At 38.7% G+C, this 24,901-nt stretch carries 20 protein-coding genes and 3 pseudogenes; 19 read left to right on the plus strand and 4 right to left on the minus strand.

All coding sequences use genetic code 11. The features are described from left to right. Window positions 1–11 precede the first annotated feature (11 nt). The 3 genes and pseudogenes from NI467_RS08705 to NI467_RS08715 form a co-directional block, all read left to right on the plus strand. On the plus strand, window positions 12–2,138 hold the full coding sequence (locus NI467_RS08705; RefSeq protein ID WP_253152352.1) for an integrase: 2,127 nt from the start codon (window positions 12–14) through the stop codon (window positions 2,136–2,138). Between the two features lies 1 nt (window position 2,139). After that, on the plus strand, window positions 2,140–2,553 hold the full coding sequence (locus tag NI467_RS08710) for a hypothetical protein (protein ID WP_253152354.1): 414 nt from the start codon (window positions 2,140–2,142) through the stop codon (window positions 2,551–2,553). Between the two features lie 51 nt (window positions 2,554–2,604). Continuing rightward, a pseudogene (locus tag NI467_RS08715) lies at window positions 2,605–2,853 on the plus strand (transposase); the annotation flags it as partial. A 91-nt stretch (window positions 2,854–2,944) separates the two neighbouring features. On the opposite strand, the gene NI467_RS08720 reads toward NI467_RS08715, so the two are convergent. Continuing rightward, window positions 2,945–3,424, minus strand: coding sequence for a hypothetical protein (locus NI467_RS08720; protein ID WP_253152356.1), 480 nt, complete (start codon window positions 3,422–3,424; stop codon window positions 2,945–2,947). A gap of 96 nt (window positions 3,425–3,520) precedes the next feature. On the opposite strand from NI467_RS08720, the gene NI467_RS08725 reads away from it, so the two are divergent. The 12 genes and pseudogenes from NI467_RS08725 to NI467_RS08780 all read left to right on the plus strand — a co-directional run bounded on the left by NI467_RS08725 (window position 3,521) and on the right by NI467_RS08780 (window position 17,665). Then, the gene (locus NI467_RS08725; protein WP_145755889.1) at window positions 3,521–3,727 is read left to right on the plus strand and encodes a helix-turn-helix domain-containing protein; all 207 of its coding nucleotides are present in this window, start codon (window positions 3,521–3,523) and stop codon (window positions 3,725–3,727) included. Between the two features lie 264 nt (window positions 3,728–3,991). Continuing rightward, window positions 3,992–4,282 (plus strand): hypothetical protein, encoded by a 291-nt coding sequence (locus NI467_RS08730; protein ID WP_168370635.1) that lies wholly within the window; start codon window positions 3,992–3,994, stop codon window positions 4,280–4,282. A 45-nt stretch (window positions 4,283–4,327) separates the two neighbouring features. Then, the gene (locus NI467_RS08735) at window positions 4,328–4,948 is read left to right on the plus strand and encodes a restriction endonuclease subunit S (protein WP_253152358.1); all 621 of its coding nucleotides are present in this window, start codon (window positions 4,328–4,330) and stop codon (window positions 4,946–4,948) included. Beyond that, on the plus strand, window positions 4,948–6,471 hold the full coding sequence (locus tag NI467_RS08740) for a type I restriction-modification system subunit M (protein WP_253152360.1): 1,524 nt from the start codon (window positions 4,948–4,950) through the stop codon (window positions 6,469–6,471). The genes NI467_RS08735 and NI467_RS08740 overlap by 1 nt, the downstream gene beginning before the upstream one ends. Continuing rightward, window positions 6,461–7,708: a restriction endonuclease subunit S gene (locus NI467_RS08745; protein ID WP_253152362.1), complete on the plus strand. Its 1,248-nt coding sequence runs from the start codon at window positions 6,461–6,463 to the stop codon at window positions 7,706–7,708. The genes NI467_RS08740 and NI467_RS08745 overlap by 11 nt, the downstream gene beginning before the upstream one ends. Continuing rightward, the gene (locus tag NI467_RS08750) at window positions 7,708–8,661 is read left to right on the plus strand and encodes an endonuclease NucS domain-containing protein (RefSeq protein WP_253152372.1); all 954 of its coding nucleotides are present in this window, start codon (window positions 7,708–7,710) and stop codon (window positions 8,659–8,661) included. Before NI467_RS08745 ends, NI467_RS08750 begins: the two co-directional genes overlap by 1 nt. 92 nt (window positions 8,662–8,753) lie before the next feature. Next, a complete protein-coding gene (locus NI467_RS08755; protein ID WP_009391543.1) occupies window positions 8,754–10,103 on the plus strand; it encodes an anti-phage deoxyguanosine triphosphatase in 1,350 nt (449 codons plus the stop codon). Window positions 10,104–10,168: 65 nt separating this feature from the next. Beyond that, window positions 10,169–13,453, plus strand: coding sequence for a type I restriction endonuclease subunit R (locus tag NI467_RS08760; protein WP_253152382.1), 3,285 nt, complete (start codon window positions 10,169–10,171; stop codon window positions 13,451–13,453). Window position 13,454: 1 nt separating this feature from the next. Beyond that, entirely contained in the window at window positions 13,455–14,195 is a 741-nt protein-coding gene (locus NI467_RS08765) for a M48 family metallopeptidase (protein ID WP_253152385.1), read from the plus strand. 91 nt (window positions 14,196–14,286) lie between these two features. Beyond that, a pseudogene (locus NI467_RS08770) lies at window positions 14,287–15,218 on the plus strand (IS5-like element IS17 family transposase). Window positions 15,219–15,272: 54 nt separating this feature from the next. After that, window positions 15,273–15,755: pseudogene (locus NI467_RS08775) on the plus strand (type ISP restriction/modification enzyme); the annotation flags it as partial. A gap of 710 nt (window positions 15,756–16,465) precedes the next feature. Further along, window positions 16,466–17,665, plus strand: coding sequence for a reverse transcriptase domain-containing protein (locus NI467_RS08780; protein ID WP_107908896.1), 1,200 nt, complete (start codon window positions 16,466–16,468; stop codon window positions 17,663–17,665). 8 nt (window positions 17,666–17,673) lie between these two features. Here NI467_RS08780 and NI467_RS08785 read toward each other — a convergent pair whose 3' ends face one another. After that, on the minus strand, window positions 17,674–18,225 hold the full coding sequence (locus NI467_RS08785; protein WP_107908897.1) for a recombinase family protein: 552 nt from the start codon (window positions 18,223–18,225) through the stop codon (window positions 17,674–17,676). 597 nt (window positions 18,226–18,822) lie between these two features. Between NI467_RS08785 and ahpC the strand changes: the two genes are divergently transcribed. Then, the gene (ahpC, locus tag NI467_RS08790; RefSeq protein ID WP_253152388.1) at window positions 18,823–19,386 is read left to right on the plus strand and encodes an alkyl hydroperoxide reductase subunit C; all 564 of its coding nucleotides are present in this window, start codon (window positions 18,823–18,825) and stop codon (window positions 19,384–19,386) included. Window positions 19,387–19,453: 67 nt separating this feature from the next. Here the strand turns inward: ahpC and NI467_RS08795 are convergent, their stop codons facing one another. Then, window positions 19,454–20,377 carry a LysR substrate-binding domain-containing protein gene (locus NI467_RS08795; protein WP_253152390.1) on the minus strand — a complete coding sequence of 308 codons (924 nt, stop codon included), beginning with the start codon at window positions 20,375–20,377 and terminating at the stop codon, window positions 19,454–19,456. Window positions 20,378–20,519: 142 nt separating this feature from the next. Next, window positions 20,520–21,146 carry an isochorismate family cysteine hydrolase YcaC gene (ycaC, locus tag NI467_RS08800; protein WP_253152393.1) on the minus strand — a complete coding sequence of 209 codons (627 nt, stop codon included), beginning with the start codon at window positions 21,144–21,146 and terminating at the stop codon, window positions 20,520–20,522. Between the two features lie 308 nt (window positions 21,147–21,454). Here ycaC and NI467_RS08805 point away from each other — a divergent pair, with 308 nt between their 5' ends. The 3 genes from NI467_RS08805 to NI467_RS08815 all read left to right on the plus strand — a co-directional run bounded on the left by NI467_RS08805 (window position 21,455) and on the right by NI467_RS08815 (window position 24,900). Continuing rightward, on the plus strand, window positions 21,455–22,330 hold the full coding sequence (locus tag NI467_RS08805) for a pirin family protein (protein WP_151205313.1): 876 nt from the start codon (window positions 21,455–21,457) through the stop codon (window positions 22,328–22,330). A gap of 415 nt (window positions 22,331–22,745) precedes the next feature. After that, window positions 22,746–24,053, plus strand: coding sequence for an FAD-dependent oxidoreductase (locus NI467_RS08810; RefSeq protein ID WP_151205312.1), 1,308 nt, complete (start codon window positions 22,746–22,748; stop codon window positions 24,051–24,053). A 1-nt stretch (window position 24,054) separates the two neighbouring features. Next, complete coding sequence (locus tag NI467_RS08815; protein ID WP_151205311.1) at window positions 24,055–24,900, plus strand: cyclopropane-fatty-acyl-phospholipid synthase family protein; 846 nt, start codon at window positions 24,055–24,057, stop codon at window positions 24,898–24,900. Window position 24,901 lies beyond the last annotated feature (1 nt).

Here is a 24,901-nt window from a genome sequence, read left to right on the forward strand (position 1 = left end):
GGAGTTCAATCATGGATAATTTAATATATTTTCCATCTGACAATATCCAATCTCCTTGCTCTGAAATTAAGCGGTTTATTGATTTTGTTAAACAGTTATCAGAATTGAATGAAGATATTAGATTTGATGAGAATTATTGGAAAGGTGAAGTACACTTTGTCAAAACGGGTATTTCATCCAAAGATAGATTACCTGAAAATCTTTTGCATAATTCAATTCTAGAATTTGCAAAGGCGTATGTTAAGTATCAAAGAATTAATAGCAAGTTAAAAACTAAAGACACAATTCTTTCAATTCGGGCAATAGAACAAATATGCATAGATCGAGATGGTGAAGTTGATTTAACTAAATTAGTTATTGCAGATTTTGACTTGGCTGCTGAAAATGCAAAAGTAAATTATAAAGCGAGTACTGCTTACCATGTAGGTAGACAACTAAAGATTCTATTGGATTTTCTTCGCCAATTAAAAATAGTTGCTTTACCAGAATGGAAAAATCCAATTAAAAAACCTGCTGATAAGTCGATTGTGCTAGATGAGGAGTCAGAGGAACATAGAGCATCTAAACTTCCTGATGAGGATGCGATTTTTGCATTAGCTGATATTTTTTCACGCAAAGATTCAGAATTGTCAGATAGAGATATTTTTGTCACCAGTGCTGTGAGTTTGCTTCTAGCTGCGCCTGAGCGAGCATCAGAGCTATTTTTCTTAAAGCATAATTGTATCCATGAGGAAGAAGTCCAAACGCTTTCTAAGAGCAGTTTAGGGCTTATAGCAGATGATTCCAATATAGAGAAAGTATTAGGTATTAGGTGGTATGCTCAGAAAAATTATGGGCATGACATTAAATACATTCCAAGTGCCATGATCCCAACGGTAAAACGGGCTATTGAACGTTTGATTACTATGTCAGAAAAGCCTAGATATTTAGCATATTTACTTGAGACAAGTGAAAAATTTCCTAGGCATGAGTTGTGCCCTGATGTTGCTGATAATAAGTTGCTTAGTTGCGTAGAGGTTTTAAGGGCTATGGGATTTGATGAATCCTTATATTCAACTACTAGAAACGCGCGTATGGCTGCGTTGAGTTTTTTACGAGTTAGGGGAATACCAAGTGAAGACTATGTGGTTAGTTTAGAGGATCTAAACAAAATTCTTCGAAGTAGATTACCGAAAGGTTTCCCTTATGTACCTTTTAGTACGGGTAATGGCGTACAGGTTAAATGGTCAGAAGCTTTGTTTTGTTGTTTCAGAAACCAATTCCATAGTTATTATGCAACTATTTTCTCAGAATTATGGGTACCACATATTAATACTTTAAATGAAGGCTTATCTTCCACCAAAAAAAAGAAGAAAGGACGTCATGAGTTAGCAAATGTTCAATCCATTTTCCAACGATGGGGATATGGTGACTACAGTGTGACTACACATCAATTTAGGCATCTTCTCAATACGATAGCAAATACCAATGGAATGGATAGCATGTTACTCGCTAAATGGTCAGGGCGGGCTGATATGAAGCAAAATCGAGTATATGACCATACTTCGGTTGAAGATCGTAATTTTAGCTTAATTGAGATGCAGAAAAATGAGGTTGGTAAAGTAAATACTGATAGTACATTTACATTCCAAATAGCTACACCTCGAACTCTACAAGAGCTAAATACCAAAACAACATTGTCTATGCACACTACCGAGTTTGGATTTTGTACACATTCTTATATTGATGAACCCTGCCTAAAGTATAGAAATTGTCTTAATTGTACGGAACATGTCTGTATTAAGGGGGATGAAGAAAAGAAAAAACGGCTTCAAGATCGACTTAGAAAAGAAAAAATCTTATGGGCAAAGGATAAGGAAGCTGTGAGTAAAAATGTTACTGGTGCAACGGTCTGGTTGGGGACTAGAGAGCTTACGATTAAACGTTGTGAACAGTTAATTGCCCTACTAGATGATCCAAACATTCTTGATGGAACGCCTTTAAGTTTGCCGCCTTCGGAAGATGTTACACATCTTGATTTAGCGTATCAAAAAGCAGGTCGTAAACGTATCCCCGTTATTGAGAATACTCAACGGAAAAAGATAGAGGATGAACCACATTTGCTCAGTCCTGCATTGCAAATGGATTTATGGATTTGATATGGCACAGCATTTAACCGATAAAGACATCGAGAATATAGTTGAGCTTCTTGATTATTGGCCTTTAGATCAGAAATTGACTTGGGAGCGGCTATGTCAGGCCATTGAGCTACAGCTCGAACTTGTGCCTGCACCAACTCGTCAAACTTTACAGAAATATGTGCGTATTAAGACTGCCTATGATCAATGCAAAAAACCACAAGTGTCAAAGGTTAAGAGCAATACAACACAGAAACTACCTGCTAGTTTAAAAATTGCTCAAACTAAAATTGAAGCTTTGGAGGTTAAGAATGCCAGACTGGAAAAAGAGAACGCTTTGTTGTTGGAACAGTTCGTAGTGTGGCAATACAACGCCTATAAGTATGGGGTGAGTATTGATAAGCTCAATGAGCCTTTGTCTAAAAAGAACTCCTAGGTACGAGAGCCTAAAGTAGGCTCCTGTTGGGGGGCAACACAGGTGTTTACCATGAAAGATGAAGCAATGCTGGCATTGGCAAAAGAATTTGCTAAGAACTTAAAAACAGAAGCTGACCTGAATAATTTCAGTAAAGCTTTAAAGAAACTCATCGTTGAAACTGCACTCAATGCTGAACTGACTGAACATTTAGGCTATGAGAAGAATAGTCCTCGTATAGGCAAAAATACACGTAATGGCTATACAACCAAACGGCTATTTACTGATGATGGTGAATTTGAACTAGACACGCCTAGAGATCTATAATTTTAAATAATAGTTATGCCTTTATTGTAATGTCACTTCATGTTTTATTTTTATTGAAATGACGATTTTATGATCAATTTTTTATCTAACTTAATATATCTTCCATTAATTTGATATTAGAATTTATTTTTTTTATATTTTTCTCAATCTCATGTTTATGGGTAATGAAATATTTTTCTAGCGTCGCATCATTAGCTAATAAAGTATTTAAGAATTCGATATTATTCTCTTTTTCCTCCAATTCTATCAATAAATCACTTTTTTTTGACATAAAAATATCTTGAAGCTTCTGTTTTTTATAATGATTTCTTAAATCATTAAGTCTAGGTGTTTCTTTATAACGAAAGGATTTTTTTGAAGATGTAGTGGGATTGACTTCCAAATATTTAAAATTCAGTAGGATTTTTAGGCCTGAGTACATACGTCTTTTAGCAGTTTTTGGCATGTTTGGTCTAGATGTCAGCATTTTCTCCCAAAAATCTTTAGCTTGCCAATTATTGACTTCGTGATTTATGAATAAGTCTAAAAAATCATCATACAGTGGTAAATGAGTATTTCTTGCCATAACTGAACAATTTTCACTTATTAAAAAGAGGATTATAAGCCGTGGATGTTTAATCCGTAAATGATGATAGTTCTGTTTTTTGAGCATTTAAATCAAATGACAGAATTAGCAAGTTTACTAGGTCAAAAAATACGTAAGGCTAGAAAAGAAAAAGGCCTTTCTCAAGAAAAGTTAGCCCTTATGTGTGGTTTAGATCGTAGTTATATGGGGCGGATAGAGAGAGGTGAGGTTAACATTACTGTGCTCAAGCTTTATGAAATATCAAAAGCTTTAGATATTCAAATCATTAGTTTTTTTGAATAGAAATATATTTAGCTTGGTTTTAATAAAAATTATGTTTAAAAACAATATTTTGCAATGAAAATAGTAGTATTTGTTTATGGGTTTCCATTTTAGTAGGTGTTCTACTGCAAAAAAACAATTGACATTGAGTAAAAAACGCCCCATTATCCTGATGTAACAGGGGTTGCATAGTCTACCTACTGTATTTAATTTGTGATGACAGGTGGCCGCCTGTCATCGAATTCAAAACCAATAACGTGACTAAACATTAGGAGTTAAGAACAAATGAAAGTATATCAGATCAATTATGACCTGCGTAAGCAACGTAACTATGATGAGCTGTATAAAAAGATCCAATCTTATTCGAATTGGTGTCGTCCTTTAGAATCCTGTTGGCTTGTTATTTCTGACAAATCTGCCGTGGACATTCGCAATGATCTTCAGACGGTTCTAGATGCTGATGATGGTTTATTAGTTACAAGGTTAAAAGGTGAAGCAGCTTGGCATAAAGTAAATTCAGATCGGAATAGTCAGATGACCACTTGGTTAAAAGATAACTTAGGTAAGGCTGCTTAACTATGTGAGTCAAGGGTGGCTCAATCTCTTTCAGAGTAAATATTTATGTCAAATGTAAAAAAAGCCGTAAAACTGAGCGACCTTGCAGAGATTCGAACAGGTTTTACATTCCGTGAAAAAGTTGAGGAAGTCGAGTTAGGCAATGCCCACGTATTGCAGATCAAAGACATTCGTAATATAGCAACGGATACATGTGGCTATACGCTTTTTGCTGATGCTTTACCGCAAATTGATTGGCAGGGTAAGGATAATGCAATCGTATACCCTGAGTCTATCTTGTTGCCCTGTCGTGGAGAGTATCTCAAAGCACATTATTTTGTAGGTCATCAAGATCAATCAAAAGCACGACCACTCATTGTGAGTAGTCAATTTTTGATTCTGATGCCAAATCAAAATGTACTGCCTGAGTACTTATGCTGGTACTTGAATCAACCTCATGTGCAATATGAGTTACGCAAAGAAAGTCAGGGTTCGAAGATGCCGATGCTCAGCGTATCCACAGTCAGCCAGTTTGAAGTTGAAGTCCCTAGCTTGGACATTCAGCAACACATAATCGAATTAAACCGTATTTGGGAGCAAGAGCAGATCTTGACCCAACAATTACTTAAAAATCGTGAACAAATGATGATGGGCATGTTTAAACAACTGCTCCAAGGAAACAAATAATGGTTACTCAAATCAATCAAGATACTGTCAATAAAGCCCTGTGGTCGGCATGTGATGTATTCCGTGGCACGGTAAGTGCAGATACCTATAAAGATTATATTTTGACAATGTTGTTCTTAAAGTACATCTCTGATGTATGGCAAGACCACTACGATAATTATAAAAATGAATATGGTGATGAGCCTGAACTGATTGAAGAAATGATGAAAAATGAGCGTTTTGTACTGCCTCGTGAATCTAATTTCTATACCTTGCATGAGCGTCGCTTTGAGCCTGGTAATGGTGAACGTATTGATATGGCTTTACATGCACTTGAAGAAGCCAATGGTACAAAGCTCAAAGATGTAGGTAAAAGTGTTTTCCAGGATATCTCGTTTAATACCGATAAATTGGGCGAAGAAAAGCAAAAAAATACGATTCTAAAAGATCTTTTAGAAGTATTTGCTGTGCCTGAGTTGGATCTCAAACCAAGCCGTGTTGGTTCACTTGATGTGATTGGTAACGGTTATGAGTTTTTGATTAAAAACTTTGCTGCGAGTGGTGGTCAAAAGGCCGGTGAATTCTATACACCACCTGAAGTATCGGACTTAATTGCGGAGTTACTTGATCCACAGAAAGGCGACAGTATTTGTGACCCTGCATGTGGTTCTGGTTCACTGTTGATGAAGTGTGGTCGTAAAGTTGTATCAAATCACAACAGCAAAGAATATGCGCTTTATGGGCAAGAAGCGATTGGTTCAACGTGGTCATTAGCCAAAATGAACATGTTCTTGCATGGCGAAGACAACCACAAAATTGAGTGGGGAGATACCATTCGTAATCCAAAATTATTGGATAAAAATGGCGACTTGATGTTATTTGATATTGTGACTGCAAACCCGCCATTCTCATTAGATAAATGGGGTTATGAGCAAGCTGAAAATGATAAGTTTGATCGTTTCCGTCGTGGTTTACCGCCAAAGACCAAAGGTGATTATGCGTTTATCTCACACATGATTGAGACGCTAAAACCTGTTACGGGTCGTATGGGTGTTGTGGTTCCACATGGCGTGTTATTCCGTGGCTCATCTGAAGGGAAGATTCGTGAGAAATTGATTAACGAAAACTTATTAGATGCGGTGATTGGTTTACCTGAAAAGTTGTTCTACGGTACGGGCATTCCTGCTGCGATTTTAATTTTCAAAAAGCAAAAGTCTGATGATTCGATTTTGTTTATTGATGCAAGTCGTGAGTTTAAGTCAGGTAAGAATCAAAATAACTTATCCGAAGATAATATTGCCAAGATTATTGCAACCTATCGTGCTCGTGAAAGTGTAGATAAGTATGCGTATTTGGCGACTTTGCAGGAAATCAAAGACAATGATTACAACCTAAACATTCCTCGTTATGTGGATACCTTTGAAGAAGAAGCAGAGATTGATTTGGTTGCTGTTCGTGCTGAGCGTGAGCAATTGAAGACTCAACTTGCTGAGCTTGAAGTTCAAATGGCGAAGTATTTAGAGGAGTTGGGTTATGGCGCGTAAAATCGATCCTACTTCTATTCCAAAAGAATGGAAGTATGATTTGCTAGATAAATTTGCAGTACGTTGTAGTGGACATACTCCTAGCCAGTCTTTTCCTGAATATTGGGATGGAGGAATCAAATGGATTTCTTTAGCTGATAGTAACCGTTTAGATAAAGGGTACATTTTTAACACGTCTAAAGAAATTTCAGAAGAGGGTGTTAAAAATAGTTCGGCTGTACTTTTACCTGCTGAAACGGTTGTTTTATCTCGTGATGCTGGCATTGGTAAAAGTGCAGTTATGTATGAGCCTATGGCTGTTAGTCAGCATTTTATTGCATGGAAATGTGATAATTCTCATAAAATAAATAGTTGGTTTTTATATAATTGGTTACAGTTAAATAAAACGGAGTTTGAGCGTCAGGCTGTTGGTTCTACTATTAAAACAATCGGATTGCCGTACTTTAAAAAGTTAAAAATAGCTTTACCACCCTATCAAGAACAGGAAAAAATTGCCCAAATCCTTTCAACTTGGGATCAAGCAATTTCAGCGACTGAAAAACTGCTTGAAAATAGCCAACAGCAGAAAAAAGCGTTGATGCAGCAGTTGCTGACAGGGGGAAAAAGATTGTTGGCAAGTGATGGGTTCCCATTTTTAGATGAGTGGAAAGAATATGAAATTGGTAGTTTACTTAAGGAAGTAAAACGTCCAGTCAATTGGTGTGATGAGAGTGATTATCAACTTCTCAGTGTAAAGCGCCGATCAGAAGGAGTTATTCTTCGTGAGACTCTTAAAGGATATGAGATTCTCACAAAAAAGATGAATATTGCTTTTGAGGGTGATTTTTTGATTTCAAAAATGCAAATAGTTCATGGTGCAACAGGTCTGGTTACTAAAAAATTCCATGGTTGTCATATATCAGACTCGTATATTGCATTAGTGCCCAAAGATAAATCGAAAATCGATATTGAGTTTTTTACATGGTTTAGTAAGCAAAAATTTATGTATTGGAAGGCATTTTTGTGTAGCTATGGTGTACATATTGAAAAAATGACTTTCAATTTTAACTTGTATTTGAAGGAAAAAATAAAAATACCTTCCTCAATAGAAGAGCAAAACAAGATTGTTTCTGTGCTTTCAAGTGCTGATCAAGAAATTGAGACCTTGCAAAAAAAACTTGATTGCTTAAAGCAAGAGAAAAAAGCACTCATGCAACAACTTTTGACAGGCAAAAAACGTGTCAAGGTGGGTGCCTAATGATGCAAATGACGCCTAGCTACTACCGCATTATGGCGGGTGCGAAGTCTGTATTTGCTCAAGAGTTTCTAGAAGGCGGCTTTATTGCCGCCAACTGGAACATTGACCAAGACTTAACACATGACTTACCTGATGATTGGCGCGAGTTTAATCATTGTTTTATTCCTGTTTATCTCAATGCTTTACCTGACAAAACCAAAATTTCGGCAGGCTTAGCCTGTGGCATGTTACATACCCTTTCAAAAGGAATTAAACAAGGTGATATCATTCTTACCCCTCGTGGGGATGGTCATTACTTAGTAGGTAAAGTCATTTCAGACTACTACTACGTGCCTTCTGGTGAACTAAGCCATCGCAGAAAAGTTGAATGGTTTGAACAGACTTTACCTAGAGAACTGATGTCTCAAGAGCTAAAGAACTCATCGGGATCAGCAGGTGCGGTTTGTAATATCACCAAGTATGCAGAAGAGCTTAAAACGCTTATTGATGGAAAAGAAACAGTTGAACATCTCGAACCCGATGAAGTACTTGAAGACCCAACAGCTTTTGCTTTAGAAAAGCATTTAGAGCATTTCTTGGTAGAGAATTGGTCTAAAACTGAATTGGGTTTGACGTATGACATCTATACCGAAGAGGGACAATTGGTCGGACAGCAGTATCCATCCGATACAGGACCTATCGATATTTTGGCAATCAGTAAAGATAAGAAAACATTACTTGTTGTTGAGCTAAAGCGTGGTCGTGCAAGTGATCGTGTTGTGGGGCAAATTCAACGCTATATGGGTTATGTCAAAGATGAATTGGCTGAGGCCGATCAGCAAGTTAAAGGTGTCATCATTGCACTAGAAGATGACTTAAGAATCCGTCGTGCATTGAGTGTGGCTCAGAATATTGAGTTTTATCGTTATCAGTTGAGCTTTAGGCTGATCAAGGGTGGAAATATTAATAATTAAATCAGGTGCTTGATTATTTTATTAAATAAATAAACCTGTAGTTAGATGCTGGATATGTAATATTAAATTTTAATTAAATCAGAGGGTTGTTAATGTTAGATGTATGGGAAAGTCGTCGTGAAGAAAATAAACGTAGAGACAATGATAAGCGTACGGAGTGGGAGCGAGATTATGCTCGTTTAATTCATTCAGCAGCCTTTAGACGCTTGCAATCAAAAACTCAGGTTCTAGGATTGGGAGAGAGTGACTTTTATCGTACCCGCCTGACCCATTCAATGGAAGTTGCTCAAATTGGAACAGGTATTTTGCGAAGTTTAAAAGCAAAATATAAAAATCAAGATCAGGAAATTTATGATGTTTTGCCAGATGAAGCTTTAATGAATGCGATTTGCTTAGCTCATGATATTGGTCATCCACCTTTTGGTCACGGTGGTGAAGTCGCTCTAAACATTCGTATGCGTGAACATGGTGGTTTTGAAGGAAATGGGCAAACATTAAGAATTCTCACGCAATTAGACAAGTACACTGAGAATTATGGCTTAAATCCAACCCGTCGTTTGCTATTAGGGGTACTAAAATATCCATCCTCTTATACAGCAACAGTACAAGAAAGTGCCTATGGGGAGCTCAAATCTCCACGTTGGTTATCTGAGTCTAAAAAACAGAAACCTCCTAAATGTTATTTAGATACCGAAGATAAAGTTGTAGATTGGATTCTTGAACCTCTAAATTCAAACATAATTGAGTTTACTAAATTAGAACCACATAAATCAGGTCATTTGAAACCAGCCAACAAAGCTTTGGATACATCTATTATGGAGCTTGCTGATGATATTTCATACAGCTTACATGACTTGGAAGATGCTATTTCTTTAGGAATGATCACTCGTACAGATTGGGAAGATCATAATCAAGCTCAAGAAAAGGATAGTAATGTTCTTAAAGAAGAACGTTTTAATAGTTGTGGATTTAATAGCATTACTATAGCCGAGAAGCTGTTTTCAAAAGAAAGCTATCAACGTAAGGATCAAATCGGGGATTTAGTCAATTTCTTTATTACAAATATTGAGGTGAAAACTTCGGCTATTTCATCTGCATCTTGTAATTTGATTAAATGGAATGCAGTGTTAAATAAAGAGCACAGATTACTTTTAGATCATATTTTTGAATTAGTGGAAAACAAAGTAATTAAAAGTACCAATGTTCAACAGCTTGAGTTTAAAGGGCAAAAATTAGTTATGGAGTTGTTTGATACACTGGCTTCTGATCCCAAAAGACTTCTGCCAAGTTCAACATTATCTCGTTATGAGCGACAAGATTCAGATTCTAAAAGAATGAGAGTTATTTGTGATTATGTTTCTGGAATGACAGATGATTATGCGACTCGTTTGTATGAGAAGTTACATTCTCCATATAAAGGATCAATATTCGATAGACTTTGATTTTTAGAGTTTTGAAACATATTTAACTATCACAGTACATGTGAAACTAAAGCAAGAGCAAAAGAATGAATCAACTTTACACGCCAAAATTTCAAGAAGAATACAGTGCAAAGCTTCCAGCTTTGACTCTACTGAGTAATTTGGGGTGGTCATTCTTATCCCCATCACAGGCACTCGTTGCCCGTGATGGAAAACAAGACCAAGTTGTCTTACGTCAAATTTTACGTAAAGAGCTCTCTAAGCGTACTTTTCCATTCGCAGGCAAAGAATATCCACTATCGCCAAAATCAGTTGATAACTTAATTGCCGAAATCTGTAGTCCTGCTTTGAATGAAGGGCTACTGACTGCCAACGAAAAAATGTATAACCACTTATTCTATGGCATTCCTGTCACCGAATTTGTGAATGGAAAAAAGGTTAGCCCTACGATTCCATTGATTGATTGGCATAACATTCATAACAACGATTTTTCATATACTGAAGAATTTGCTGTCACACGCTCAGGTGGTGTAGATACACGAAGACCCGATATCATTTGCTTTGTAAATGGTATTCCTTTAGGGGTAATTGAAGCAAAACGCCCTGATAGTCAGGCTAAGAAAGGTCCAACGATTAATGAAGGCATTTCTCAGACGCTTCGTAATCAGCGACCTGATGAAATTCCACATCTGTTTGCCTATAGCCAACTACTACTTTCTATAAATGGACATGAAGGGCGTTACGGCACATGTAATACCCCTGCTAAGTTTTGGGCAGCGTGGCGAGAAGAAGATATTTCTGATGCAGAGATGTATGCGCTTAAAAATAAGAAATTAACTGCTTCACAAAAACAGAGCCTATTTTCTTATCGTCCAGTCGATGACTTAAATTGGTATGAAAACCTAATTGCAGGTGGAGACTTAGCTGTTACAGGTCAAGATCAACTGCTGATTAGTCTATTAAAGCCTGAACGACTACTCGAAATGGTTCGCCTATATATGCTTTTCGATAAGAAAGCAGGAAAAATTGTTGCTCGATATCAGCAAATTTTTGGTATTAAACGACTCATTGAGCGTATTAGTACTAAGAATAGCAAGGGTGGTCGTGAAGGTGGTGTGATTTGGCATACAACGGGCTCAGGTAAATCTTTTACCATGGTCTTTCTTAGTAAAGCTTTGATCTTACATGAGGCTTTAAAACAATGCCGTATCTTGGTTGTTACTGACCGTGTTGATTTAGAAGATCAACTCAGTAAAACCTTTGTTTCTGGTGGCGAACTGACAGGGAAAAGAGACAAGCAAAACGCCATGGCGACTTCAGGTAAACGCTTGGCTGAACAAATTGGCAAAGGCACAGAGCGAATCATGTTTTCTTTGATTCAGAAATTTAACTCAGCAACCAAACTTCCTGAATGTGTCAATAAAAGTTCAGACTTCATTGTCTTGATTGATGAAGGGCATCGAAGCCAAGGTGGTGAAAACCATGTACGTATGAAACTCGCACTTCCAAATGCGGCATTCGTGGCATTTACAGGTACACCATTGCTTAAAGATGAAAAGACCGTTAACAAGTTTGGTCCTATTGTTCATGCGTATACGATGCAAAGAGCGGTAGAAGATAAAACCGTAACGCCTTTGCTCTATGAAGAACGAATTCCTGATTTAGATGTCAATGAACGAGCGATTGATACGTGGTTTGAACGGATAACAGAAGGTTTAAATGATCAGCAAAAAGCAGATTTAAAACGTAAATTTGCGAGAAAAGGTGAGATTTATACTGCGGATGATCGTATTCGCCTGATTGCGTTAGATATTGCCAATCACTTTGTGAAAAATATTGATGATGGTTTAAAAGGACAGCTTGCTTGCGATAGCAAGGCTTCAGCGATTAAGTATAAAAAGTACTTGGATGAAGCAGGCTTGTTTGAGTCTGCTGTGGTGATGAGCCCACCTGATAGTCGTGAAGGAAATACTGATGTTGATGAATCGACTACCCCTGAAGTGACCCAATGGTGGAAAGACAATGTCGGCACTCAGGATGAGCAAACTTATACCAAACAAGTAATTGAGCGTTTTGAAAAAGATGATTCGCTGAAATTACTGATAGTGGTGGATAAACTCTTAACAGGTTTTGATGAACCTAAAAATGCTGTTCTTTATATTGATAAAAATTTAAAACAGCACAATCTGATTCAAGCAATTGCGCGTGTAAACCGACTTCATCCAATGAAAAAGTTTGGTTTATTGATCGACTATCGAGGTATTTTAAAAGAATTGGACGCTACGATTCTTGATTATCAAGATCTCGCTGCCCGTACCCAAGGTGGCTATGATATCAATGATCTTACAGGCTTATATACGCAAATGAGCTCTGAATACAAACGTTTACCTCGTTTGTATAAAGCACTTTGGGCAATTTTTGCTGATGTCAAAAATAAAAATGATCCAGAGCAGTTGCGCCAAGTTTTAGTCCCACGCATTGAAGAACGTGAGGGTGAGTTAGTCGATATTCACTTGAAAGTTCGTGATGATTTTTATGAAGCACTTACAGAATTTGCCAGTTGTTTAAAAGTTGCGTTGCAGTCAGCAACCTTCTTTGAAGATAAAAGCTTTTCTGATGCAGATCGTCAGCACTACAAAGAAACAGTCAAACTATTTACAAGCTTGCGTCAGATTGTGAAACGAGATGCTGGAGAGACGATTGACTATGATCAGTATGCTGAGCAAGTCAAAAAACTTCTTGATAAACATGTTGTGGGTATTGAGGTAAAAGACCCTGATGGAGTTTATGAAGTCGGCAAGATGGGTAAAATAGCTCAGCCTGAAGATTGGAGTGAAGAGAAAACACGTAATGAAACGGATATCATCAAAACTCGTGTAACGAAGATGATTGAGCAGCAATTGCGTGATGATCCCTATGCTCAGGAGGCTTTCTCTAAGCTGTTACGTCAAGTTATTGAAGAGGCTGAGAAAGAGTTTGATCACCCATTGAAGCAACACATGCTGTTTAGAGAGTTCGAAGAACAAGTTGAAGCTCGTCGTTTAGATGAAATTCCTGATGTGTTCAGTGGCAATAAGCATGCTCAAGCTTATTTCGGTGTCTTTAAGAAACTATTACCTGAAGCATTCTCGATAACAGATCAACAGAATCAAGATAAGTGGATTCAACTCGCTTTTGAGGTTGATCGTTCTGTGATGAGTTCTGTAGCTGAAAACTCAATTAATCCACAAAATATTGAAGCAGATATCCGTAAAAAACTATTACCGCAGATGTTCCGTGAATGTAAATCCATTGGGAGTGGTATGGATCAAGCCAAAAAAATTGTGGAAATGATCGTACAAATTACTCGGGTCGGTTTAAATGGGCTCTAGGATGAATATGCTAGATGAGAAAAAGTTAAGCATCATTTATGGTGGTGAAGTTGTTGATTTTGAGGTGCTTGAAAGTCCTAGCCGTACTGAAAAGATACTGATTAAAGTCTATGCTGATTGTCGGGTAGTTGTATCGGCACCGTTAAATGCAGATGATAAAACAATCATTGAAGCTGTAAAGCAGCGTAGTCGTTGGATCTATAAACAATTACGAGAGTTCCGTGAGCAAAGCAGATTTATCACGCCTCGCCAATATAAAAGTGGTGAAAGCCACTTTTATTTGGGTAAACAGTATCAATTAAAAGTGATTCATGATGATACCAAGCCAAAAGGTGTAAAACTTCTGAGGGGAAGATTGGAGGTAAACACCTTAGATACGGATATTGAAAGTATTAAATCTCACTTAAATGAATGGTATAGATCGCGAGCAAAAGTCATATTTGAAATACGTTTGCAACGTATTCTAGAACAGGCCTTATGGGTTGAAACTCAGCCTGATATTCGTTTGATGACCATGCGAACACAGTGGGGAAACTGCTCTCCATCAGGTGTACTTACGCTCAATCCTCATCTAGTTAAAGCGCCTACAATCTGCATTGATTATGTGATTCTGCATGAGTTATGCCATTTAGTTGAGCATAACCATAGTGATCGGTTCTACCAACTTTTGACTCAAGTGATGCCTGATTGGGAGGTGGTGAAAGAGAGATTAGATAACATGGCTGTGAAGTTTTTTGAATAGACTTTTATGATGCTTTCTTTAATATTATGTCCATAGTGGCTTTGTTGCACAAACCTATCTGTCAAGGCTTTTTCAGCGATATAATTTTCAAATGAAGAAGCCTACAACAAAATCTACCGCACAACCAATTGGCCCGCATATAACCGAGCACTCATGAGTCGCGGAAATATTGCCATTTGGTTTGATCCTGCTACGCAATGGTATGCTCCATCAAAAGGCAAACAAGGGCGAAATCAAACCTACTCCGACGCAGCTATCCAATGCTGCTTAATGATTAAATCCTTATTCCGTCTATCTTTACGTATAGTCACTGGCTTTGTGCAAAGTCTGATTAAACTTTGCGGATTAAATTGGACCGCACCAGATTACAGTACGCTTTGTAGAAGACAAAAGCATATTGATATTGCAATCAGCTACCAAAAAAGTAGCGATGGGCTGCATCTACTCGTAGACTCTACAGGCATGAAGTTTCTAGGTGAGGGCGAATGGAAACGCAAGAAACATGGAGCTGAATATCGTCGCCAATGGCGTAAACTACATATTGGTATAGATGCCAAAACCCTACAAATACGAGCAGTTCAGCTCACAACCAATAATGTCAGTGATTCACAGGTGCTTGGTGATTTACTTAATCAGATTCCACAAGATGAGCAGATTGACTCTGTTTATACCGATGGAGCTTATGACACCAAGCAATGCCGTCAGGTCATTGCAGATCGGCAAGCACATGCGGTGATTCCACCTAGAAAAAATGCGAAACCATGGAAAGATACAAAGAGTAGCTCGCTAGAGCGAAATGAATTACTTCGAACAGTTAAACGTTTAGGCAGGACATTATGGAAAAAATGGTCAGGCTATCATCGCCGCAGTTTGGTGGAAACCAAGATGGATTGCATCAAATTATTAGGCGATAAATTAATGGCAAGAAGCTTTCCTAGTCAGGTGAATGAAATTCATGCACGTGTAGCAGTCCTCAACAGATTTACGGAATTAGGTCGACCACTTACCCAAGTTACGCCTTAAATTTGGCTCAATTAGGGGCGCTTTGCATTTCAAATCTTTGTGCAACAAAGCCCTAAAGAATTACCACGTATCCCATGTGTGAAAAAAGCTGAAGATTTTTGGGCATTTTCTAAAGCAGGGCGAGATTTGGCACATTGGCATTTAAATTACGAAACCGTAGAGCCTTACAAAGCTAAATTAGATTTAGGCAGTAAATCATTAAAGCAACTAGAAGATAAAGACTTCTATGTGACCAAAATGAAATTCCCTAAAAAAGACCAAAAGGATACGGTGATTTATAACAATGCCATTACTATCCGTGAAATACCGTTAGAGGCTTATGACTACGTGGTAAACGGTAAGTCTGCACTTGAATGGGTAATGGAGCGTCAAGGCGTTTCTACACATAAAGACAGTGGTATTGTGAATGATGCGAATGATTGGGCAATTGAAACTATGGGTGATGCTAGATACCCATTGGATTTGTTCTTGCGTGTGATTACAGTAAGTTTGGAAACAATGAAGATTGTGAGAAGTTTACCGAAGTTGGATATTTAGAAATATAAAGCCATTTAGATTTATCTAAATGGTTTTTTACTATTTATTACAGTTGATTGTTTATTGTATGTTGCTGATATACAAATACTCTTATATATTTCAAATATCTAAATGGTCGGTTAAAACCCTACTATTGCTCACACTGTTGTAAACCATTGGTTCGCTCGACAACACAGAAATGTGCATCAGAACAGAACCATGAGGATGGACTGGCTAGTCTTATCACCGATGAGAAGAGCTATTACCATTTGAATGGATGTAACAGTCCCCTTGCTATCATTACTTGGGGGGTACTTGGCTTTTTCAAGATGGTGGGCGTGGGGCTACGGGCGGTTTGGAGAACCGATATTCTCTATATTGTCAAGTGGTTGTTTCAGTTGGTTTTGATATTTTTGTCAAAAAATTATCAGGAAAATCAGGTGGTTATGTTGATAATTGTGGAGTTTTTCGTGTTGATTCTCGATGTTGTTTTATGTTATACTGATAGCAGCATTTCAAGAAAAAAGATGGCAATAAATTGCTCACACTGTTGTAAACCATTGGTTCGCTCGACAACACAGAAATGTGCATCAGAACAGAACCATGAGGATGGACTGGCTAGTCTTATCACCGATGAGAAGAGCTATTACCATTTGAATGGATGTGTCCCTTTTTAACCGTTGCGAGATAGCTTTACAAGGACGCAATGGAGAAGAAAGAGATATAAAATTATGTTTTTTAAAGACTTTGTTAAAGAAAATTTTGATGAAAAATTTAAAATTTTCAAACAAAAAAATATTAAAAATTATGATAAAAAATATCATACCAACTATGTTTCAATTAAAGAATTTGAGAATAATTTAAATGTTCAATTAGAGTCTTTAATAAAATTAATTGAAACTCAAAGCTATAGATTTCAAAAACTGTATCCTGTAATTATTGAGAATAAAAAGAATCCTAGTAAAAAGCCACGTTTAATTTGCATACCAACCGTTAGAGATCGTCTAGTGCAGATGATTTTAATTGATTACATTGCCCAGAACTTAAAACATGAGTTAGCTGTACTTAAATCTAACGATTTTTCTGTTTCAGGTGTAGGTATATTTCGAGCAAGACAAAAGGCAAAAGATTTAAGAAATACAAAGCCCTTTGTTTTAAAAACAGATATTGCATCGTTTTTTGATAATTTAGTTCGGGCAACTTTGCTAAAAGAAATACGAGAAAATATACCAACTGACATACTCTATTTGTTTGAATCCATAATTTGCTGCGATCCAAGTATTCCTCATGAATATGCAAAGACGCATAAAAAGCTAATTGAGTCTAAGATTGGGAAAGGTGTCAGACAAGGGATGCCTCTATCACCTTTACTAGCATCATTTTACTTAAATGATTTTGATAATTGGCTTATTAAGCAAAAATATAAACATGTCCGTTATGCGGATGATCTGATATTTTTTCTTGATTCCGAACAGCAGTGTAAAGAGGTATTTGAATTAGTTTTCCAAGAATTGAGTAACTTAGGTTTAACACTTCCTGAAATTGATGAAAAGTCAAAAACACAGATTATTTCTGAAAATGAAACAGTAAATTTTTTAGGATTAGACTTACGATATGAGAATTCAAAATATGATTGGTATATTCCACCTCATGTTATTGAAAATGTTAGAGATAATCTAAGTCATCTAACGAATATCAATAGTAATATTAAAATGAAGCTAAACTTTAGTAAAACTATAACTAGGATGGAGCAGATAGTTTCAGGCTATCAGCATTGTTATAGTGATGCTGATTCCAAAAATTTAAAAGATTTTAATAATAGACTGCAAAAAGAAAAGGAAGATGCAATTAGTTTACTATTCCAAGGGTTAGGAATAGATATTAAGAAAATACATCCCCAATATATGAAATTCTTGTTAGATAGCAACTAAGAACAATTCTAAGATTTATTCAGTGAGTTATTCAGCGTGACTCGGCTTACTCCAAAATGTTTTGCTACCTCTGTTTTAGTAATTTGAGGATCTCGTAACATAGCTTGGGCCTTTTTAATATCTTTTTCAGACATGGATGGTTTGCGTCCACCTTTACGTCCTCTAGCTCTTGCTGCATCCAAGCCTGCTATGGTGCGTTCACGAATTAAACTATGCTCAAATTCAGCTAATGCCCCAAAAATATGGAACACTAGCCTGCCAGTAGCAGAGGTGGTATCAATTGCTTCTGTAAGCGATTTAAAGCCTATCTCACGCTGATTTAAGTCAGTAATAATCTCGACTAAATCTTTTAATGAACGGGCAAGGCGATCAAGTTTCCACACAATCAGAACATCACCTTTTCTTAGGGCTTTCAAGCAACTTAACAATTCAGGACGATCCTTAGATTTTCCAGTTATCTTTTCCTGAAAAATTTGTTCACAGTCTGCCTTCTGGAGTGCATCTAATTGTGAATCTAGATTTTGGTCATGTGTACTGACCCGAGCATATCCAATAATCATAATAAAACGTACCTAAACTTTACATAGATTTATTATCGCAATTTCTTTACGTTCTTTTGAATAAAAAATGTAATTTTAGGATCATGTTTTAAATGTAAAGAAAACGACCATTTAATTAACACTAATTTTATGGAGGTGTCTTTGTGACATATTAGTCGTATTGTGCAGTAAGTAGTTTTGTTAAATTTACAATAAAAAAATTGACAAAATACTTTACGTTTTAATATAATCAATTGTAATATAAGAATATATTTGTTTTTAGTATATATATCCGTTTTAAGTACTGAAAACCGGTAGATGATCCGCTCAAAAGCCTGCCAATCTGGTGGGCTTTTTTATTTAGGTGGAGAATCGCTCACTGGCCTGGCCTTAAAAATAAAACTTTCCAAAGAAGGCGGGAATTTAAATAGCTTCCCGTACAAAGCTGGGATTCTTTATTATTGAAGAAATAAATAAAAATTGAATATTCAATAGAAAATTTTAATCTAAAAATCCGATAGTTTTTATGGAAATTTGCGGTTTTTCCTATTGATTGGTTTTCTGTATTCTAGCTGTATCGAATGAATACACAATTTTAGCAATAGATAGGAAAATCGAATGAGCTTAATCAATACTGAAGTCAAAGCATTCAAGGCCACTGCTTATCACAACGGCCAGTTTGTTGAAGTGTCTGAGCAGGACATGAAAGGAAAATGGTCCGTGGTCTTTTTTTATCCTGCAGACTTTACCTTTGTGTGTCCAACCGAATTAGGTGATCTGGCGGATAACTATGCTGAATTCCAGAAGCTGGCTGTGGAAATCTATGGCGTATCTACCGATACTCATTTTACTCATAAAGCCTGGCATGATACTTCGGACGTGATTGGTAAAATCCAGTATCCATTAATTGGTGATCCAACCTGGACCTTGTCTAAAAATTTCGATGTGCTGATCGAAGCTGAAGGCCTAGCAGATCGGGGTACTTTTGTGATCGATCCGGATAGTAAAATCCAGATCGTTGAGATCAATGCCGGTGGTATTGGCCGTGATGCCCAGGAACTGCTGCGTAAGATCAAAGCAGCACAATATGTGTATGCCCATCCCGGTGAGGTATGTCCTGCGAAGTGGAAAGAAGGTGAAGAGACACTGGCTCCTTCAATTGACCTGGTCGGTAAAATCTGATCGATTCGATCTAACTGCCAAGATCCAGCCCCTACAGGCTGGATTTTTTATTTAGGCTGTAAAAGACTCAGCTGATATAGCCTCTATGCTGGGTGGCGGTAGTCCTTAAACCCTGTATCAGATGTTCGATTAGCTTTTCCATCACCAGACGTTGTCCTTTGCGTGAGGCATAGACCAGTTGTACGGTGCCCATATTGGAACACCATTCAGGCAAAATATGTATCAGGCGGCCTGCCTGTATATCTTTTTCAACGGTTAAATAAGGCAGGTCGGCAATTCCCAAGCCATCCATCACCGAATAATATACTCCGGCTAAATCATTGCTTTTAATACGTGGCTGTAAGGGAATTTCGATTTGTTCATGACCGTTGATATGCTGTAAAAGCCAAGAGTGGTGTGGTTTTTGTGTGCCCAGAACGATGGTTGGAAATTGATGTAGATCTGCCGGAGACTCAATCTGGCGGTTCTTTAGCAGACTTGGGCTGGCGATTAAACAGTGCGTGGTTTTAATCACATCACGAACCACAATGCTGGAGTCTTCATTCGCCTGAAAGTTGGTACGAATTGCCAGATCAATATCATCATGCAGCACATCGACACGCCGGCTGGTCAGCTCCATTTCTACCTGAACCTGAGGATAGGTCTGCAAAAAATCATTTAATAAGCTGCGCACCTGATAGTGCATCATGAGTGACGGGCAGCTGAGCTTGATCAGGCCTTGCGGTTCGCTCCTCTGTTTCAGCAGGACACTGTGCGCGCATTCGACCTGATGAATGATCTTTTCACATTCCTGAAAGAATTCCTGACCTAAGGGCGTAACTTTAAAATGGCGTGTGGAACGCTGGATTAAGGTGACATTGAATTGTGCTTCAAGGTCCAGAATACGCCGGCTGAGTTTGGACTTGGTGATATTGGCGGCTTCACTGGCTGCACTAAAGCCGCCATGTTTCACGACCAGATAAAAATAATAATAGTCATCAAATGAATGCATGTATTAGCCCGGCATATTGAATTCATCTCAAAGTTATAGCATAGGATAAATCAGACCAATTCCCAAAGCATCTCTTCTGAACGGAGCAAGGGTCAGTGGGTTTAAAAGCAGCCCGAAGGCCGCTTTTAAGTACTCGATGGGATTATTTTTCTGCAATATTCTGGTTATAGCTGTTGATGAGGTTGCGATAGTCAGGAATATGGTTGCCAAATAAAGCCCCCAAACCTTCAATATCGTTACGCCAGTCACGGTGCAATTCACATGCAGTACCGAACCAGGTCATAAGCTGTGCACCTGCCTGAGACATACGATCCCAAGCAGAATCACGGGTAAGATGGTTAAATGTACCCGAAGCATCTGTGACGACAAAAACCTCAAAGTCTTCTGCGAGTGCTGAAAGCGTAGGAAAAGCCACACATACTTCAGTGACTACGCCTGCAATGATCAGTTGTTTTTTTCCGGTTGCTTTAACCGCTTTCACGAAGTCTTCATTATCCCAGGCATTGATTTGGCCAGGACGGGCGATATACGGGGCATCTGGGAACATTTCTTTCAGTTCCGGGACCAAAGGACCATTCGGGCCTTGTTCAAAACTGGTGGTTAAAATAGTAGGAAGATTAAAGTATTTTGCAGCGGCAGCCAGTGCCAGCACGTTGTTTTTAAATTTGTCCGGATCAATGTCACGCACCAGAGAGAGCAGACCGGTTTGATGATCTACTAACAGAACAGCTGCATTGTCTTTGTCTAAACGTACATAGGGCTTAGCCATTTTTATACTCCTCGTTATTCAGTATTGGAGACACCGGCTTGAGCTATGTATTGCCGACGTCCCTGAGCTCCATAATAGTCATGAAAATGAGACAAAATAAGCCCAGGTTACAGGAAGCTTAATCTTGAAAATAGGACAAAGCCTAATTTCTATTGTTTTTAAAGACTTATAGAAAGTTTTTTTAGCGGTTTAAAGATATTACTGTCCTATATTTGGAATACTGAATATTAATCTTACTCTATCTTGGGCGCAGGCGAATGCTTAAAATAAGCATATGTTTATCCTATCGTCTATATAGGAGTGAAAAGATGAAAAAAGTGATCGGTGTCTACCGTAACCAGCACATGCACTGGGTAGGTGACGGCTTTCCAGTCAAAAACCTGTTTTCTTATGACCGCTTAGGTCAGGCCATCAGCCCATTTTTATTACTGGACTATGCTGCGCCTTACCATTTTGATCCCGCGACGGTACAGCGCGGTGTAGGTTCACATCCACATCGTGGCTTTGAAACGGTGACCCTGGCTTATCAGGGTGAGGTCACACATCAGGACTCCAGTGGTGGTGGCGGCACGATTCAGGCAGGCGATGTGCAATGGATGACTGCAGGTGCAGGTGTGATTCATGAGGAATTTCATTCTCCAGACTTTGCCCGGCAGGGTGGCCTGTTTGAAATGGTACAGCTTTGGGTGAACTTGCCAGCCAAGGACAAGATGACTGCGCCGGCTTATCAGGCGATCACCAAAGCAGAGATTCCACGCATTGAAATGGACCATGAGGCCGGGCATATCCGGGTGATTGCAGGAGAATATGGAGGACATCATGGTCCTGCCCAAACTTTCAGCCCGGTTAATGTATGGGATGGGGAGCTAAAAGCAGAATATGAAACCTTCCTCGATGTACCCGCACACCATACCACTCTACTGGTGTTGTTAAAGGGGGAGTTGGTGGTGAATGGCGCGCAAAAAGTGCTGGACAGTTCCATTGTTATGTTTGCCCGTGACAGTGATTCTGTGATTCAGTTACAGGCCTATCAGGACAGCCAGTTTGTGCTGCTCAGTGGTGAACCGCTCAATGAGCCAATCCAGGGGCATGGTCCATTTGTAATGAATAATAAAGCTGAAATTATTCAAGCCTTTGAAGATTTCAATCAGGGCCGCTTTGGTAAAATTCCCGTGAAGAGCTAAAGATATTTCAGTCCAGAAAACAAAGAAGCCTCTGCTTTTGCAGAGGCTTTGATCTTTTTATGCGCTGTAGTTTTTATTGTTTTGAGTGATTTTCTTATAAATCCATCTTGATACTTCTGGATGAATTTATAGTTTTATAATGGCTACATTATACACTTAGCGGATTTTTTGTAAACCGGTTGTTAAAATAATGGTTAAAAAAAACATATGTTTTTAAATATTTTTTTCTTATAACTAAATTAAAAATAAAGATAACCAGTCGTATTTTAAAAATTATTCCAAGGTGCTGAGCGGGATAAAAAATCATGGAAATTTCTGTTAATAGAGGTTTACGAAAAAAAAATATTCTGGAAGATTTTAATAACCTGTTTGCCGGGTGCATGGTTCATAATTTCTTTCAGTTTTTCAATGACGGATGATCAGCTTGGATATCGCAGTAATTGGTAGTGGCATGGCCGGACTGGCTACAGCCAGAATTCTTCAGGACGCAGGACATCATATCACCATCTTTGAAGCGCTTCAGGGTCGCGGCATGGACAGCCATAGCCTCGAGTTTGAAGGTGGCTTGATTGATGCCCCTTTACGTGTGATGAATCCTTATCTGTGGAAGAATACGCTGAGCCTGGCCACTCATCTGGGCATTAAAACCTATCCGGTACGTACCTACATGGCCTGTAGCTGGTTATTTGAAGACCGGACCGAAACCTGGCTAACCACTTCACGCAGCCGAATTGGCAATATTCCAATTATCAATAACCGTAAAGGGATCCAGCAATATGGCTGGCGACTGGTCAAAGGCCTGTTGCAACTCAAAACAGCGCTGACGAAATTTTTTAAATCCGATCATCAGGACATCAGCCTGGCAGAATTTATTAACCGTAACGAAATCGAGGAAGTATTCTGGCATGGTGCGGTGATGCCGGTACTGTATACCATCTGTACCTGTAATCCGAAAACCATCGGAGAATGGCCAGCCAAACCTTTACTCACCTTCCTGCGTCAGTTGACCGATGGGGATGCCTTGCTGCGTCTACAGGGCGGCACGCCAGCGCTGGTCGATAAACTGATTGAAGGCATTGAAATCGAAAGCGGCGCACGGATTGTGTCTATCAAGCAGCAGGATGACAAGGTACTGGTAGAGAATTCGGCCAGTCTGGTAAAAAGTTTTGACCGGGTGGTGGTGGCAACACCCACCGTGCATATTGAAGAATTTCTCGATCAGTCACAATTCAAAGATGACATTGCGCTGTTAAAGAAATTTAAGTTTGAACAGGGTGAGCTGGTAATTCATAGCGATAGCAGCGTGATGCCGCCGAAGCGTAAAGACTGGGCTGTACTGAGCTATATGATGGACCGTAAGTTCACCCGTCAGCAGTTTACCATCTGGCTGAATGCCATTGAACCGACCCTGGTGGGTAAGTCTCCGGTATTTCAGACCTGGCGTCCAGTCACTGACATTGATCCGAAAAAAATCATTTCTTCGGTGAAGCTGACCCGTGCGGTGGTAGATGCCAATACGGTCGCCCTAAATCAGGAATTACAGCAACGCCATCTGGAATTGAACCGTAAAGTCTTCTTCTGTGGTTCCTGGTCATGCGACGGCTTGCCGATTTTGGAATCGGCCGTAACTTCGGCAATGAAAATTGCAGAAATTCTGGGTGCGCCGTTGCCATTTAAAGGACTCAAACCTAAAGTAGAGGTTGCTCCACAACTCGGTTACTAAAATGAAATGGCTCCAGCGACTGCGTCAAGCTATTCCTCAACATAAATATGCCATTCAGGCAACATTGTTGGGAGATCAGGCACAGTTGCCCTGGAGCAATTTGGGATATTGGCAGGCAGGTGAGCAGGATTATGTCACGGCCTGCCGTCATCTGGCTGACCATCTGGCGCAAGCCGTCCATTTAAATTCAAAAGATAAATTACTTGATTTGGGCTGTGGTCAGGGAGCCAGTTTGCTGCATTGGCAACAGCAGTATCAGGTCCAGTATCTGGCAGGTGTCGAGTTACAGCCTGCTTATGTCAGCAATATTCGACAGCATCTTCCCGAGCTAAATGCTATTTATCAGACATCTTTTCTGCATTTAAAAGACATGCAATTGCCCCAGCGTTTTGATGTCGTGCTTAGTCTGGATGCGGCCTATCATAGCCCTGTGCCGTTATTCCTGGCGCAGCTTCGCAATGTTTTGAATTCAAATGCACGAATCGGTTTTCATCATCTGGTCCTGACCAAAAACTGGGAATATTTAAGTCCATTTAAACAACGTCAATATCAGCTGCTGCTTAAATCTGCTGATGTGAATTTAAACGACTTAATGAGTGTAGAGGTCCTACAGGACTGTCTAACCCAATTTGAATTTAAAAATATTCAGATTGAAGATCTGACTGAAGCCGTATTTTCAGGCTTTGCGAATTATGTTGAAACAACTTTAAATTCAAACAAATCCAAACCAAACATTAAAGCGCAAGTGCTGGATGATTTTAAAATTCAGATGACTGCGAAGCTTTGCGCTAAGCTTTATCAGGACGGCGTGGTGCGGTATGTACAAGTGACTGCACAAGCAGTTTAAG

It is taken from the genome of Acinetobacter sp. S4397-1 (assembly GCF_024129285.1).
Classification (GTDB): Bacteria; Pseudomonadota; Gammaproteobacteria; order Pseudomonadales; family Moraxellaceae; genus Acinetobacter; species Acinetobacter lwoffii_C.

Excerpts from the sequence above, each read along its gene's own strand:
- NI467_RS08705 (WP_253152352.1), top strand. The coding sequence starts at position 12 with ATGGATAATTTAATATATTTTCCATCTGACAATATCCAATCTCCTTGC.
- NI467_RS08710 (WP_253152354.1), top strand. The coding sequence starts at position 2,140 with ATGGCACAGCATTTAACCGATAAAGACATCGAGAATATAGTTGAGCTT.
- NI467_RS08720 (WP_253152356.1), bottom strand. The coding sequence starts at position 3,424 with ATGGCAAGAAATACTCATTTACCACTGTATGATGATTTTTTAGACTTA.
- NI467_RS08725 (WP_145755889.1), top strand. The coding sequence starts at position 3,521 with ATGACAGAATTAGCAAGTTTACTAGGTCAAAAAATACGTAAGGCTAGA.
- NI467_RS08730 (WP_168370635.1), top strand. The coding sequence starts at position 3,992 with ATGAAAGTATATCAGATCAATTATGACCTGCGTAAGCAACGTAACTAT.
- NI467_RS08735 (WP_253152358.1), top strand. The coding sequence starts at position 4,328 with ATGTCAAATGTAAAAAAAGCCGTAAAACTGAGCGACCTTGCAGAGATT.
- NI467_RS08740 (WP_253152360.1), top strand. The coding sequence starts at position 4,948 with ATGGTTACTCAAATCAATCAAGATACTGTCAATAAAGCCCTGTGGTCG.
- NI467_RS08745 (WP_253152362.1), top strand. The coding sequence starts at position 6,461 with ATGGCGCGTAAAATCGATCCTACTTCTATTCCAAAAGAATGGAAGTAT.
- NI467_RS08750 (WP_253152372.1), top strand. The coding sequence starts at position 7,708 with ATGATGCAAATGACGCCTAGCTACTACCGCATTATGGCGGGTGCGAAG.
- NI467_RS08755 (WP_009391543.1), top strand. The coding sequence starts at position 8,754 with ATGTTAGATGTATGGGAAAGTCGTCGTGAAGAAAATAAACGTAGAGAC.
- NI467_RS08760 (WP_253152382.1), top strand. The coding sequence starts at position 10,169 with ATGAATCAACTTTACACGCCAAAATTTCAAGAAGAATACAGTGCAAAG.
- NI467_RS08765 (WP_253152385.1), top strand. The coding sequence starts at position 13,455 with ATGAATATGCTAGATGAGAAAAAGTTAAGCATCATTTATGGTGGTGAA.
- NI467_RS08780 (WP_107908896.1), top strand. The coding sequence starts at position 16,466 with ATGTTTTTTAAAGACTTTGTTAAAGAAAATTTTGATGAAAAATTTAAA.
- NI467_RS08785 (WP_107908897.1), bottom strand. The coding sequence starts at position 18,225 with ATGATTATTGGATATGCTCGGGTCAGTACACATGACCAAAATCTAGAT.
- ahpC (WP_253152388.1), top strand. The coding sequence starts at position 18,823 with ATGAGCTTAATCAATACTGAAGTCAAAGCATTCAAGGCCACTGCTTAT.
- NI467_RS08795 (WP_253152390.1), bottom strand. The coding sequence starts at position 20,377 with ATGCATTCATTTGATGACTATTATTATTTTTATCTGGTCGTGAAACAT.
- ycaC (WP_253152393.1), bottom strand. The coding sequence starts at position 21,146 with ATGGCTAAGCCCTATGTACGTTTAGACAAAGACAATGCAGCTGTTCTG.
- NI467_RS08805 (WP_151205313.1), top strand. The coding sequence starts at position 21,455 with ATGAAAAAAGTGATCGGTGTCTACCGTAACCAGCACATGCACTGGGTA.
- NI467_RS08810 (WP_151205312.1), top strand. The coding sequence starts at position 22,746 with ATGATCAGCTTGGATATCGCAGTAATTGGTAGTGGCATGGCCGGACTG.
- NI467_RS08815 (WP_151205311.1), top strand. The coding sequence starts at position 24,055 with ATGAAATGGCTCCAGCGACTGCGTCAAGCTATTCCTCAACATAAATAT.